A 15,385-nucleotide genomic window follows, 5' to 3' on the forward strand; every position below is an offset into this window, starting at 1 on the left:
GACAAAATAAATGAGTAAAACTGTTTCTTACGAAGACAATTTAACCTCTAAAAGTGATAAGGAAATTACTGGAGAGTTAGTTAATTATGAAAATGAATCTTATTATAAGATTTCTAATAGTCATAAAATGCGTCCTTTTTTTATGAGTATTATTTCAGACTCAAATCATTGGATGTTTATCTCAAGTAATGGAGGTTTAACAGCAGGTAGAAAAAATGCTGAATCCGCTATTTTTCCTTATTATACAGATGATAAAATAACTGAATTAGCAGAAACTACTGGTTGTAAATCGATTTTTAGAATACAAAAAAATGGTAAAACACTTATATGGGAGCCATTTTCGGAAAGACAAGCAGGTATTTACTCAATAGTTAGAAATCTTTACAAAAATGAATTTGGAAATAAAGTAATTTTTGAAGAAATCAATCAAGATTTAGGACTTACATTCAAATATCAATGGAATTCTAGTGATGAATTTGGTTTTGTTAGAAAAGCGACACTGATAAATAATTCTGATTTAGATTTAGATATTTCTATTCTAGACGGATTTCAGGATATTTTACCTTTTGGTGTAAGTTCAGATTTGCAAGGGATTAGAAGTAACTTGGTAGATGCCTATAAAAAATGTGAACTTGAAGTAGACTCAGGTTTGGGTATTTATGCATTAAGTGCTATTATCGTGGATAAAGCAGAACCGAGTGAAGCTTTAAAAGCAAATGTTGTTTGGTCTCGTGGATTAGAAAACCCTACACACTTATTATCTTCTTTACAATTAAACAATTTTAGAAGAGGCATGAAGCTGGAGCAAGAAGTGGATATGAAAGCAGAAAAAGGTGCTTACTTCTTAAATGCTAATATCAACTTACCTGCCAATCAAGAAAAAAGATGGTTGCAAGTTGTGAATGTAAATCAAACAGTTTCTGATGTTACTTATATTTCAGAAATGATTAAAAATAATGCTAGCTTAGACGAACTTTTACAAGTTAGCATAGAGGTAGGAACAAAAAAATTAGTAAAATTGGCTGCAGCTTCAGATGGTTTGCAACTTTCTAATGATCCATTAATTAATACAAGACATTTTTCAAATACGCTTTTCAATATTATGAGAGGTGGTATTTTTGATGATAATTACTCAATTGAAAAACAAGATTTTATTACCTATTTATCAAAAGCAAACAAACAATTATTTGTTGCAAAAAAAGAATTTTTAGCTAGCTTACCAGAGAAATTCACATTGAATTTCATTAAAAATTTAGCAGAAAATGATGCAGACAAAGATTTTAAAAGATTGTGCTTAGAATATTTACCATTAAAATTTAGTAGAAGGCATGGAGATCCAAGTAGACCTTGGAACAAATTTTCTATCAATACAAAAAGTGAAATTGATGGCTCTAAAATTCTAGATTACGAAGGAAACTGGAGAGATATTTTTCAAAATTGGGAGGTTCTTGCCTATTCATATCCTCAATTTATAGAGAGTATGATTCATAAATTTTTGAATGCAACTACATTTGAGGGTTACAATCCTTACAGAGTTACAAAAGGTGGTTTTGATTGGGAAGTGATAGAAGAGAATGATCCTTGGTCTTATATAGGTTATTGGGGAGATCACCAAATAATTTATTTACTTAAATTTTTAGAGTTTATAGAGAAACATTATCCATCTAAACTTGCAGAATTATTCAATGATGATATTTTTGTATATGCTAATGTGCCATATAAAATAAAACCGTATTCAGATATTTTAAAGAATCCAAAAGATACGATTGATTTCGATCACCAATTAAATGCTGAAATTGATGAGAGAAGAGCGATAATGGGTGCTGATGGTTCTTTACTAACTGATAAAAATAAAAATGTTTATAAAGTAAACCTTATTGAAAAGTTATTAGTTACGGTTTTGGCAAAAGTTTCAAACTTTATTCCTGAAGGTGGAATTTGGTTAAATACACAAAGACCAGAATGGAATGATGCAAACAACGCGTTAGTTGGTAATGGGGTTTCTATGGTAACGTTAAATTACTTAAGAAGATTTATTAATTTCTTTGAGGGTATTTTAGAAAATTCTGATGTAAATAATATTAAAATTTCTGATGAGGTATCAGTTTTATTTAATGATATTTTAAAAACCTTAGACGGAAATACTACCATTTTAGAGAGTAAAGTATCAGATAAAGATAGAAAAACAGTTTTAGATGGATTAGGGAATCCTGCAAGTAAATATAGAGAGTTTATTTATAAAAACGGATTTTCGGCTAAAAAATCAGCACTAACTAAAGCATCTTTATTACATTTTTTTACAGTTACAAAAGACTATTTAGAGCATAGTATTAGAGCAAACAAACGTTCGGATAATATGTATCATGCATATAATTTAATGACGATAGAAAATACGGATGAAGTTTCTATTTCATACCTATCGGAAATGTTAGAAGGTCAAGTAGCAGCTTTAAGTTCTGGTTACTTAACTCCAACGCAAGCTTTAGATTTGTTAGATGGATTAAAAGCTTCGGCATTGTTTAGACCGGACCAATACAGTTATATTTTATATCCAAATAAAAACTTACCAAGATTTACCAAGAAAAATAATATTCCATCAGAAAAAGTTGAAACTTCTAAATTATTAAAAGAATTAGTAGCTGCAGGAAACAAACAATTAATAGAAAAAGACGTTTTAGGGAACTATCATTTTAACGGAAATTTTAACAATGCGAATAGTGTAAAAGAAGCTTTAGCAAGTTTGCCAGAAGACTATAAAGAATTAGTAATAAAGGAATCGGATGCTGTTTTAGATATTTTCGAGGAAATTTTTGATCATAAATCTTTTACAGGACGTTCAGGAACTTTCTTTGGTTATGAAGGTTTGGGTTCTATTTATTGGCACATGGTTTCTAAGCTATTATTAGCAGTCCAAGAAAACTGTTTATTAGCAGTTAACTCCGGTGAAAGTGAAGTTGTTATTGGTAAATTATTTGACCATTATTATGAAATAAATGCGGGGGTTGGAGTTCATAAATCACCAGAATTATATGGTGCTTTTCCAACAGATGCATATTCACATACTCCAGCAACAAAAGGTGCTCAACAGCCAGGAATGACTGGCCAAGTAAAAGAAGATTTACTAAGTAGATTTGGCGAGTTAGGTGTTTTTGTTGAAAAAGGAAAAATTATTTTTAAACCAAGGTTATTAAAAACTTCTGAGTTTTTAGATGAACCAAAAGTATTTGAGTATATAAATATTAACGGCGAAAAACAGCAATTAAATATTGATAAAAATCAGCTGTGTTTTACGTATTGTCAAGTTCCAATCATTTATAGTTTATCTAACGACAACAGCGTTGAAGTTATTTTTAACGATGAATCAAATATATTTTTTGATAGTTTAAGTTTAGATGGAAGCACAAGCTCGGAAATGTTTGATAGATCAAATAAAATTAACCACATAAAAGTATCAATTATTAAGTAAAGTTGATGAAAAACCGCAATATAATATACCTAATTTGTTGTTTTTTGTTGATAGGTATTGGTTGCAATAATGAAATGAAAGTAAGTAGCAAAGCTCAAATAGAACAAAAAGTGGAGGCTCTTTTAGAGTTAATGACTTTAGAAGAGAAAATCGGACAAATGTCACAAATAAGACATTTTGAAGAGTTTGCTGATAAGGATGTTACTGAAAAATTTATAGGGTCAATCATTCATACGCAAGGCCCAAATCCGGGAAAAACCGCTTTAGGGTGGCAAAAGAGGTTTATAAAACTTCAAAAGAAGGCGCTTTCTACAAGATTGGGTATTCCTTTATTATTTGCTGTAGATGCTGTTCATGGTCAAAATACTTTTGAAGGAGCAACTATTTTTCCACACAACATAGGTTTAGGAGCAACAGGAAATGAAAACTTAGTTCAAGAAATTGCGAAAATTACCGCTTTAGAAAGTCAGGCAACGGGTTTTAATTGGGTGTTTTCACCTTGCGTTGCAATTCCTTTTAATGAAAAGTGGGGAAGAGTATACGAAGCATTCTCAGAAAGTACAGAACTAACGGAAAAACTAACAAGAGCTTCTGTTAAAGGTCATCAGGGAAATTTAGCAGACCCAAAAACGGTAATGGCAACCGCCAAACATTTCGTAGGCGATGGTGCAACGGATTTTGGTGTAGAAGGTGGTAATACTTCTTTATCTCGAGCAGGAATTAAAGAACGTTTATTGGCGCCTTACAGAATGGCCGTTAAGGAAAATGTTGGTGCAGTTATGGCATCATTTAATACAGTTTCTGGTATTTCTATGCATGCGCATAAGTCCTTAATCACTGATGTTTTAAAAGTTGATATGAATTTTGATGGCATTGTAGTTTCTGATTGGAAAGGGTATTCCCGTTTTGGTAAAAATGATATCATAAATGCTGGAATAGACATGATTATGGCTGTTGATGGTGATTTAGAAGATTTTCAAAAAGGAGTAAAAAGAGGCGTAGAAACAGATACAATTGCGATGTCTAGAATTGATGACGCAGTGAAAAGAATTTTACGTCAAAAATTTAGATTAGGTTTATTTGAAAACCCATTTCCAGATTCAACGTTAGTTTCTAAAATAGGAATTAAAAAACATAGAAATGTTGCACGACAGGCAGTCAGAGAATCTATAGTACTTTTAAAAAACAAGAATAAAGTCTTGCCTTTAGATAAAGAAACTAAGAAAATTGTAGTTGTTGGAGAGCATGCAAATAGCAGTGGTTTGCAATCTGGAGGATGGACTGTTAACTGGCAAGGAACCAAAGAAAATTATAAAGGAGCAACAACCATTTTAGAAGGAATTAAAAAACATGCAAAAGGAAATGTTGTGTATGATAAAGAAGCAACTCAAAATCATTTTGATGCCGATATTGCTATTATCGTTGTTGGAGAAACTCCGTACGCAGAATTTTTCGGAGATATTGGGCATGAATCAAATACAAGAAAATTAACTTTAACAGAAGAACACCAAAACTACATAAAAACATATTCAGAAAAAGGAATAAAAACAATTGTGGTATTAGTTTCGGGAAGACCTTTGGTTGTAACAGACCAAATAGAAACGTCTGACGCATTTATGGCAACTTGGTTATTAGGTTCAGAAGGAGATGGAGTTGCCGAAATTATTTTTGGAGATTTTAATTTTTCTGGAAAATTGCCGCATTCTTGGCCAAAATCAGAAGAAGATTACAAAGGAAAGTACGGACCCAATTTTTGGGATAAAACTATACAACCATTATATCCTTTGGGGTATGGTTTAAAATATTAAATAAGGAAAAGAAGTAAGAACAATCATTTAAAAAGTGCAGAAGAATATGAAATCAAGTTTAAAAATTTTAGTAACGTTTTTAATATTACAGATTGTATTTGGATGTAGTTCTAAAAAAGAGAATACAAAAGAAGTAAAGCAACCAATTAAAGAAATGACAGCAGCCAAAATTTTAGGAAATCCAGAATATTTAGCAATTTCTTATGGAGGATATAGAGCAAAATCTAGAGAAGTACAGCCAACAATCTCTGAGTTAAAAGAAGATTTAAAGTTAATGCACGCAATGGGTATTCGGATACTTAGAACTTATAATGTGCAACCAAAACTACCACACGCATCAAATATTTTAGAAGCAATTAGTCAACTTAAAAAAGAAGATGAAAATTTCGAAATGTATGTGATGTTAGGTGCTTGGATAGATTGTTTAAATGCTTGGACAGGTAAAGTGCCTAATCACGAAATTGAAAGCGATCAGAATGAAGGAGAAATTGCAAGAGCTGTTGCTCTAGCTAACAAATATCCAGATATTGTTAAAGTGATTGCTGTTGGTAACGAAGCCATGATTAAATGGGCTACGAGTTATTTTGTAAGACCTAATGTTATTTTAAAATGGGTAAACCATTTACAAGATTTAAAGAAAGAAGGAAAACTTTCTAAAGATCTGTGGATTACTTGTTCAGATGATTTTGCTTCCTGGGGTGGTGGAGATCCAAGCTATAAAGTTAAAGAATTAGAAGATATAATTAGGGCAGTAGATTATGTTTCAATGCATACCTACGCTTATCATAACTCTCATTATAACCCAGAATTTTGGAAAGTTCCAAATCATGAAAAAGGTTTATCGGATAAAGAAAAAATAGACCAGGCGATGTTACGTGCATTAAATTTTGCAAAAACGCAATATAAAGATGTTTCGGATTATGTGAAAAGTATAGATTCTACAAAGGCAATTCATATTGGCGAAACGGGATGGGCAACTGTCTCTAGCGGGCATTATGGGGCTAATGGATCGAGAGCAACAGATGAATACAAGCAAGGATTATATTACAAACATCTTCGTGATTGGACAAATAAAGAAGGTATTTCTTGTTTCTATTTTGAAGCTTTTGATGAACAGTGGAAAGATGCACATAATGCAAAAGGTTCAGAAAATCACTTTGGTTTATTTACTTTGAAAGGAGAAGCTAAATATCCAATTTGGGATTTAGTAGATAAAGGAATTTTTAAAGATTTAAAAAGAAATGGTAATTCAATTATTAAAACATTTAAAGGAGATAAGGAGGCTTTGATGAAAGACGTTTTAGTACCTAATACAGAATACCACAGATAATTAACTACTTATGCGAACTATAAAATATATTTTTTATTTATTTCTGACATGTATGATTTTAAGCTGCAATAGTAAAGAAGACAAATTGGAAGTAGAAGTATACGAAACCTCGGCAAGCGGAAATAATTTAACCAAATTGGATGATTTTTCTACTATCGAGACTCAAGAAAATGCAATTCAAATAAAATTACTACCAGCACAAAAACGTCAAACAATCACAGGTTTCGGTGGATCATTTACAGAATCATCTGCTTACTTATTAAATAAGGTAAGTAAAGAAAATAGAGAGATTATTATTGAAGCTTATTTTGGTGAAAGTGGGGCAAAATATTCATTGACAAGAACGCATATGAATTCTTGTGATTTTTCTATTAGCCAATATTCTTATGCACCTGTTGCAGATGACAAAGAATTAAAGCATTTTACAATACAAGATGATATAGACGATATAATTCCGATGATTAAAGATGCTATGAAAGTATCGAAAGATGGCTTTAAAATTCTGTCATCACCCTGGACGGCATCACCTTGGATGAAAGATAATAAGGAATGGGTAGGAGGTAAGTTATTACCAGAATATTATGATACTTGGGCCTTGTTTTTCTCTAAATATATAAGTGCATATAAAGTAGAAGGAATTGATATTTGGGGCTTTACAGTGGAAAACGAGCCTTTAGGAAATGGAAATAACTGGGAGAGCATGCACTTTTCACCTGATGAAATGACCAATTTTGTTCAAAATCATTTAGGTCCAAAATTAGAAGCCGATGGCCATAAAGCAAAAATTTTAGGCTACGATCAAAATAGAGAACATTTAAATGAATGGGTAGATTCCATGTATAAAAATGAGGAAACATCTAAATATTTTGATGGAACAGCAATTCATTGGTATGCAAGTACATATGATTATTTTCCAGAAGAATTAAAATATGCTCACAATAAAGCACCGAATAAATATATCATTCAGTCAGAAGCTTGTGTAGATTCAGAAATTCCACAATGGCAAGATGATGCGTGGTATTGGAGAAAAGAGGCTACAGATTGGGGTTGGGATTGGGCTCCAGAAAAAGATAAATATTTACATCCTAAGTATTCTCCGGTAAACAGATATGCCAGAGATATTATCGGTTGTTTAAATAATTATGTCGATGGTTGGATAGATTGGAATATGGTTTTAGATACGCAAGGAGGGCCAAACTGGTTTAAGAATTGGTGCGTTGCGCCCGTGATTGTCGATCCAGAAAAAGATGAAATATATTTCACGCCAATTTATTACACACTGTCACATTTCAGCAAATTTATAAGACCAGAGGCAAAGGTAATTGGACTTGAAAACTCCGATAAAGAATTAATGGTAACTGCAGCAGAAAACCTTGACGGAACAATCGCAGTAGTTGTTTTTAATGAAGGCAAAATAAATAAAAAAATAAACTTAACTCTAAAAGATAAGAGTATCGAGATTAACATAAAAGGACAAGCAATTCAGACCATTGTGATTCCAAATTAAAAATAAAACTAACTTAAAATCAGTAAAAATATGTCAAATAAATCTACAACACCAGTAAGAGGTAAAGTTCCATTCGGACAGAAAGCTGCCTTTGGCTCAGGTCACTTAGTACTTAATCTATTACCTGGTTCATTGGGAGTTTTTATGTTCTTCTTATTAACCGCTTTTGGAATGGATCCTTTTTTAGCAGGATTACTTGGAGGTTTGCCAAGAATATTTGATGCTATTACGGACCCAATTATGGGTTTTATTACAGATAATACAAAATCTAAATGGGGAAGAAGAAGACCGTATATTTTTGTGGGTGCTATTTTAAGTGGTGTTTTATTTGCGCTCTTATGGCAATTAGATCCAGAGAACACGCAGAATTATAATTTTTGGTATTTCTTAATCATGTCTATGGTGTTTTTAATTGGGAATACCATGTTTGCAACTCCATTAGTAGGTTTAGGGTATGAAATGACTTCTGACTATAATGAGCGAACAAATTTAATGGCATTTTCACAAACGGTAGGTCAAATTGCATGGATGATTGTTCCTTGGTTTTGGGTTATAATTAGTGACCCAGATATGTTGCCTATATCTGCTGAAGAAATAAGTAGAATAGCTTCTTTAGGGTTAAGTGATGCAGATGCAGCAAAAACTACATTAGAAGCGGTTCAAGCAAATGGTGTTCGTAAGCTTTCTGTAATAGTTGGTGCAGCATGTATCGTTTTAGGGATAATACCTGCTTTTTTCTGTAAAGGAATTGATTCTGCAAACATGGAGAACAGAAAAGAAATTTCATTTAAATCTCTTGGTTCTAATTTAATGGATCTTTTTAGAGGTATAGCGCAAGTTGCAAAAAATAAACCTTTTACAAAGCTTTGTGGTGCTACTTTTTTAGTCTTTAATGGTTTTCAAATGGTAGCAGCTTTCAGTGTTTATATCATCGTATTTTATATGTATAATGGTAGTTATGAGGACGCTGGTACTTTACCAGCTTGGTTTTCTACAGTAACTGCAGTTATTACAGCGTTTGGAGTTATACCAGTAGTTTCTTGGATGGCCGGTAAATGGGGTAAACGTAGAGCTTTTATTTACTCTACAGCGATTTCTATTGTTGGTTATGTTTTAAAATGGTGGGCATTTGACCCAGAAAATATTTACTTACTATTTATGCCAATTCCATTTATGGCTTTTGGTTTAGGAGGATTATTTACTTTAATGATGTCTATGACAGCGGATGTTTGTGATTTAGATGAATTAGAAAATGGTATGCCACGTAAAGAAGGAACTTTTGGAGCAATTTACTGGTGGATGGTAAAATTAGGACAAGCATTAGCGTTAGTTTTAGGAGGACTCGTTTTAAAAATGGTTGGTTTTGATGGTGCTGCAGCACAACAAACTGCAGAGACAATGACTAGTTTGCGTATTGCTGATGTTGTAATTCCGGCATCAACTGCAGGTTTGGCAATATGGATTATGTGGAAATATAGTTTAAACGAGGCTAGAGCTAAAGAAATTAAAGATTTGTTAGTAGAACGAAGAGGAGAGTTGTAAATAAATAAAAAAAAATAAATTAAAATGTCATTTAGAGAAGAGCAGTATTACGCAAGTAGTAAAGAAAGTTTTATAAAATTAGAAAAGGATTTTAAATCTCATGAAGGAGTAGATTTTAATGAATATTCTTCAGAAGAGGATTTGAAAAAACTTTGGCACGATACCTTAGAAAATGGTATGCACGGTCTTTGTTTTAGCATGTATGAAGATCAACAGAAACCTGGAGATGTTATTACGATCGAGCAAGTAGAACGAAGAATTAAAATTATAAAACCTTATACAAAATGGGTTCGTTCTTTTTCTTGTATAGAAGGTAATGAGCATATACCTAGAATGGCGCATAAGCACGGTTTGAAAAACATGGTTGGTGCATGGTTAAGTGACGATTTAGAAATGAATGAGTCTGAAATAGAAGGACTTATTCAACTTGCAAAAGAAGGATGTGTAGATATAGCGGCAGTTGGTAACGAAGTTTTATACAGAAATGATTTATCATTAGAGCAATTATTAGGCTACATAAAAAGAGTAAAAGAAGCATTACCGGGTATACCAGTTGGGTATGTGGATGCGTATTATGAATTTTCAAAGCATCCAGAGTTAGTAGAAGTTTCTGATGTTATTTTAGCAAATTGCTACCCATATTGGGAAGGCTGTAGTATAGAGCATTCTCTAAACCACATGCAGCAAATGTATGGACAAGCAGCACATGCGGCAAATGGTAAAAAAGTAATTATTACAGAATCTGGTTGGCCAAGTAAAGGAGAAAGTTTAAGAGGCGCACATTCATCTGAAGAAAATGCCATGAAGTATTTTATTAATGCTCAAGCCTGGTCTTCAAAGGACGATATAGATATGTTTTATTTCTCTTCTTTTGATGAATCATGGAAAGTAGGAGCAGAAGGTGTTGTTGGAGCGTATTGGGGACTATGGGATAAGCATGAAAAATTAAAGTATTAAGGGTTAATTAATTTTTTAATAAACTACAAAGGGTTTCTATTTATTTAGAAACTCTTTTTTTGTTTACTTTATAAAGTGTTAGAAATACAAAGGTTTAATATTTACAATATATTCATGAATTAGATATATGTATTATTAAATACGGTTGATTATGAAATTCAAACTCATTTATTTGAAGCATTTATTTGTATTGCTTTTTAATTCTCTCACTTGAAAAATCAAATCGCGACATATATCCAAAAACTTTAGTAGGGGGATTTGAATTATTGGCCCTAGAACAAACAGGAATTGATTTTAATAATATGATAAAAGAATCTAAGTACTTTAATCATTATCTTTTTGGTCAAATATATGTGGGCTCTGGTCCAGCTATAGGTGATTTTAGATAACGATGGTTTACCAAATATTTTCTTTGGAGGTAATTAAGTTGGTGAAAGAATATATCAGAATAAAGGAAATTTTAAGTTTGAAGATATTTCTAGATATTCTTCCAGAATATAAAGTTAATGCTGCTGTATTATATGTAATTACTAATTATTAAAATATTATTTTAATCCATGAAGATGGTGAAGTAATCCTTCAGTAGCTGCTTATATAAACTTAGGAAGTAGAATAAAAATGATTTTAATAATGACGGATTTATAGAAATATTAATTATAATATTCATCATAGTACAGAAACTATAAGATATAATGCTATAATTCAGAGAATGGTCTTCTTGTATTAGCTATTGGTAATAATAATTTTAAATCGACTAAATCTTCATAAAGCGGAGTTTATATTCTATTACAAGTCGTTCAATCAAATCATTTAAAATAAAGAAGCAATATTAAGAGTTAATAATTATTTAAAGTTTCTTCAAAGAAATTGTTGATTTATATAACACGTTGTTTTTTCTTTTTTTTACGATTCAAAACTTTTTAATTTTAATAATCCAAATTTTGTTCTATTTTTTCTATCAATTAATCATAATCTTCGGTTAAAAATTCTAATTTAACCACAACAATACCCATACTTTATTTCCTTTGAAAGGAATACCCTCAAATTTTAAATAACTATGAGTGTTTCAAAAACCCAAAGAACAGCAGAATATTATCGTTGATTGTGTGTAGCTTTTTATTTTGTATAGTTTTTGTGATAATATTTTACTAAAAACAACATTAATATTACCTATATTGTGTACGATATTAACAATTAATATTATTTAATTTAAAACAAATTTAAAATTATGAAAAAAATTACATTATTATGTGCCTTTTTGATTACATCACTTGGGTTTTCGCAAACTTATGATCTACTAACTAACGGTGATTTCGAGAATGGTACAGAGCCTTGGGTAGGAAATAACTTAAGTGTTGTAGCTGGTGAAGCTTTTGTTAGTGAAACTAATGCAGGAGGTAATCCTTGGGATACGCAATTAGTTCATGCTAATTTGCAATTTGAAGAAAATAAAGAGTATGTTTTTACCTTTTATGCTCGTGCAGCAGCAGATAGAAAAATTACAGTAGCAATTCAAAATGTTGGTGTTTGGTCTGACCAATTTAGAGCGGACTATGATCTTACAACAACAATGACTATGTATACTGCAACCTTTAATGCTTCTTCTTCTTTTTCGAACGTTCAGATTGGTTTCTTAATGGCTGGTGCTGGTTTTACAGATGGAATTTACTATGACAATATTTCTTTAATGACTGCAGGAGCTGCCTCAGAAACATGTACTGATGGTATAATGAACAATGGTGAAACTGCGATAGATTGTGGCGGACCTAATTGTGATGCATGTCCTGAACCTCCTACAACAGCAGCTCCAACTCCACCAGCAAGAAATGCGGCGGATGTTATGTCAATATACAGCGAAGCATATGCTAGTGTTGGACTTATCAATGTTCCTTGGGATGACGGTGATACTTCTCCAACGACTGTTGCGGGTAATGAATTATTAATGATGGAAGCGGGTAATTTCTTAGGACAGACTTTAGGGACTCCAGTAGACGCTTCAAATATGACTCATTTTCATATGGATTACTACGTAGCAGATGAGTTTGCAGATGGTCAGGTATTTAATTCTAAATTATCTAACCATGAGAAAGCTAGTGGTGAGGACGGTGAATCTAACGCTTTAGAATTTAATGTAGCTTTAACAGCAAGTGATGTTAAGACATGGAAATCTATTGATGTAGCTTTGGGTGATGCAAAAAGAGGTAATATCAAAGAATTTTTAATTACTGTATCTAATACAGTTAAATTAGCCTACTTAGACAATATTTATTTGTACAGAGAATCAACTGCGGGTGTAGATAATAATGCACTATTAGGTTTTTCTATGTATCCAAATCCAGCATCTAACAGATTAAATATCTCTGCTAAAGAAGCAATTCAAAACGCAGCTGTTTATAATGTATTAGGTAAAAAGGTAATGAGTTTAGAAATCAATAAGTCAAGTGAGTCTATCGATATCTCTAACTTAGCTTCTGGAATATACTTAATTAAGTATAATGTAAACAATAAAGTTGGTACTGCTAAATTTGTGAAGCAATAACAACTAACTTTTAAAATTTTTTAAAACGTTCAAAATTTATTTTTGAGCGTTTTTTTTTGTTTGTAATTTTTGAGCTAATGAGTAATTTAGTATCTTTAATTTTATAAAAACAGAATATAAATTGAATTTCTTTAAAAAATATACAGCCTTACTATTTGTTTTATTTACTTTTTTAAATTGTTCAAAGGAAGGGGTAAAAGAGTCTAAAAAAAGTAACGATTTAATACAAGAGACAAGTCCATACTTATTACAGCATGCCTATAATCCTGTTAATTGGAAAGCTTGGAATTCTAAAACATTAGCATTAGCAAAAAAAGAAAATAAACTAATTGTAATCTCTGTAGGATATTCTGCGTGTCATTGGTGTCATGTAATGGAAGAAGAAAGTTTTGAAAATGATTCTATTGCTAAAATTATGAATGCTAATTTTATCAATATAAAAGTAGATAGAGAAGAGCGACCAGATGTAGATAAAGTTTATATGAATGCGGTACAATTAATGACAGGCGGCGGTGGCTGGCCTCTAAACTGTATTGCACTTCCAGATGGAAGACCTATTTATGGAGGAACCTATTTTACAAAAGAACAATGGTCTAAAGTATTAAAGAGTATTTCTAAATTATATAAAGAAGAACCTCAAAAAGCTATTGAGTTTGCAGAGAATTTAACAAAGGGTATTCAAGAATCTCAGCTCATTACCTTAAACAAAGAAACGCCTAGTTTTACTAAAAAAGAGATTACATCTTCTGTGGCCTTATGGAGAAATCAAATGGACACTATTTATGGTGGATTTAAAGGTGTACCAAAATTTCCAATGCCAAATTCATTAGAATTTTTAGCAAGGTATAGTTATCAATTTAAGGATACTTCAATCGATAATTACTTAGAAAATGCATTAGCAAAAATTGCTTTTGGCGGTATTTATGATCATATTGGTGGTGGTTTCTCAAGATATGCTATTGATGAAAAATGGCATATTCCTCATTTTGAGAAAATGCTGTATGACAATGCACAATTAGTGAGTTTATACTCTAAAGCCTATTTAAAGGACAAAAACAAACTTTATAAAGATGTTGTACAAGAAACCTTACATTTCATTGAAAACGAATTAACAAGCAATAATGGAGCCTTTTATTCCTCTTTAGATGCAGACAGTAAAAATAGCTCAGGAGAAAAAGAAGAAGGAGCGTTTTATGAATGGACGGAAGAAGAACTAATAGAATTGCTTCAAGATGATTTTACTCTTTTTAAAGAATTTTATAACATAAATGACTTTGGACTTTGGGAAAATAGCAAGTATGTTTTGATTAGAAATAAATCAAAAGTTGAGTTTGCAAAAGAACAAAATATTACAACAGTAGTTCTAAATGAAAAAGTTTCTAAGTGGAAAAAGGTTTTACATAAAGCAAGAAATAAAAGAAGCAAACCTAATTTAGATGATAAAGTGCTTACCTCTTGGAATGCTTTAATGATTCAAGGATATGTGGATGCGTATAGAGCTTTTGGAAATAAAGAATATTTAGAGAGTGCGCTTAAAAATGCAAACTTCTTAGTAGAGAATCAATTAAGAAAAGATCAAGGTTTATATAGAAATTTTAAAAATGGTAAAAGCACCATAAATGCATATTCCGAAGATTATGCAGCAGTGATGAAGTCGTTTATTTCGTTATATGAAGTTACGTTAGATGAAAAATGGTTAACAATTTCCAAAAATTTAATAGATATTCTGTTTGTTAATTTTTTTGATGAAAACAATAAAATGTTTTATTTCACGTCTAAAGAAGATGAAAATTTAATTGCTAGAAAATACGAAATCATCGATGGTGTAATTCCATCGTCAAGCTCAATGATAGCAAACAGTCTTTTTAAATTAGGGCATTATTTTTCAAATTCCAAATATTTAAAAACGTCAGAACAAATGTTAAATAATTTAAAGGGTGATGTTAAATTGAATCCTGCTAATTATAGTAATTGGTTAAATTTAATGATCAATTTCACGAATCCTTTTTATGAAGTGGTTGTTGCCGGTGATAATGCAATGGAAGTAAATACTAGTTTAATTAATAATTATAATCCAAATATTTTAATCGCTGGAACCACGAAAGAGAATACCACATTACCATTGTTATCGTATAAATTCAATGAAGATAAAACCTTTATTTATGTATGCGTAAATGGTACCTGTAAATTACCTCAAAGGGATCTTAAAAAAGCAATAAAAAGCATTGATAAGTAA

The 15,385-nt window shown here is 31.4% G+C and carries 8 protein-coding genes; all 8 read left to right on the forward strand.

What is annotated here, in order from left to right:
* The first annotated feature begins 10 nt into the window (after nucleotides 1-10).
* The 8 genes from ATE90_RS04480 to ATE90_RS04520 all read left to right on the forward strand — a co-directional run bounded on the left by ATE90_RS04480 (nucleotide 11) and on the right by ATE90_RS04520 (nucleotide 15,385).
* Complete coding sequence (locus ATE90_RS04480; protein ID WP_101450929.1) at nucleotides 11-3,466, forward strand: hypothetical protein; 3,456 nt, start codon at nucleotides 11-13, stop codon at nucleotides 3,464-3,466.
* A 74-nt stretch (nucleotides 3,467-3,540) separates the two neighbouring features.
* Nucleotides 3,541-5,274 carry a glycoside hydrolase family 3 protein gene (locus tag ATE90_RS04485; protein WP_036786792.1) on the forward strand — a complete coding sequence of 578 codons (1,734 nt, stop codon included), beginning with the start codon at nucleotides 3,541-3,543 and terminating at the stop codon, nucleotides 5,272-5,274.
* Nucleotides 5,275-5,320: 46 nt separating this feature from the next.
* The gene (locus ATE90_RS04490) at nucleotides 5,321-6,604 is read left to right on the forward strand and encodes a glycosyl hydrolase family 17 protein (RefSeq protein ID WP_052107555.1); all 1,284 of its coding nucleotides are present in this window, start codon (nucleotides 5,321-5,323) and stop codon (nucleotides 6,602-6,604) included.
* 52 nt (nucleotides 6,605-6,656) lie between these two features.
* Nucleotides 6,657-8,111 carry a glycoside hydrolase family 30 protein gene (locus ATE90_RS04495; RefSeq protein ID WP_235317744.1) on the forward strand — a complete coding sequence of 485 codons (1,455 nt, stop codon included), beginning with the start codon at nucleotides 6,657-6,659 and terminating at the stop codon, nucleotides 8,109-8,111.
* Between the two features lie 30 nt (nucleotides 8,112-8,141).
* The gene (locus ATE90_RS04500; protein WP_036786789.1) at nucleotides 8,142-9,653 is read left to right on the forward strand and encodes an MFS transporter; all 1,512 of its coding nucleotides are present in this window, start codon (nucleotides 8,142-8,144) and stop codon (nucleotides 9,651-9,653) included.
* 24 nt (nucleotides 9,654-9,677) lie between these two features.
* Entirely contained in the window at nucleotides 9,678-10,610 is a 933-nt protein-coding gene (locus ATE90_RS04505) for a glycoside hydrolase family 17 protein (protein ID WP_036786787.1), read from the forward strand.
* 1,228 nt (nucleotides 10,611-11,838) lie between these two features.
* Complete coding sequence (locus tag ATE90_RS04515; protein WP_036786783.1) at nucleotides 11,839-13,149, forward strand: T9SS type A sorting domain-containing protein; 1,311 nt, start codon at nucleotides 11,839-11,841, stop codon at nucleotides 13,147-13,149.
* Nucleotides 13,150-13,270: 121 nt separating this feature from the next.
* Nucleotides 13,271-15,385, forward strand: a complete 2,115-nt coding sequence (locus tag ATE90_RS04520) for a thioredoxin domain-containing protein (RefSeq protein ID WP_081958173.1) — start codon at nucleotides 13,271-13,273, stop codon at nucleotides 15,383-15,385.

Origin of the sequence: Polaribacter sp. Hel1_33_96 (assembly GCF_002846595.1) — a bacterium.
In the GTDB taxonomy this organism is placed as follows: Bacteria; Bacteroidota; Bacteroidia; order Flavobacteriales; family Flavobacteriaceae; genus Polaribacter.

Coding starts and splice junctions, on each gene's coding strand:
- ATE90_RS04505 (WP_036786787.1), top strand. CDS start 9,678: ATGTCATTTAGAGAAGAGCAGTATTACGCAAGTAGTAAAGAAAGTTTT.
- ATE90_RS04515 (WP_036786783.1), top strand. CDS start 11,839: ATGAAAAAAATTACATTATTATGTGCCTTTTTGATTACATCACTTGGG.
- ATE90_RS04480 (WP_101450929.1), top strand. CDS start 11: ATGAGTAAAACTGTTTCTTACGAAGACAATTTAACCTCTAAAAGTGAT.
- ATE90_RS04490 (WP_052107555.1), top strand. CDS start 5,321: ATGAAATCAAGTTTAAAAATTTTAGTAACGTTTTTAATATTACAGATT.
- ATE90_RS04485 (WP_036786792.1), top strand. CDS start 3,541: ATGAAAGTAAGTAGCAAAGCTCAAATAGAACAAAAAGTGGAGGCTCTT.
- ATE90_RS04500 (WP_036786789.1), top strand. CDS start 8,142: ATGTCAAATAAATCTACAACACCAGTAAGAGGTAAAGTTCCATTCGGA.
- ATE90_RS04495 (WP_235317744.1), top strand. CDS start 6,657: ATGATTTTAAGCTGCAATAGTAAAGAAGACAAATTGGAAGTAGAAGTA.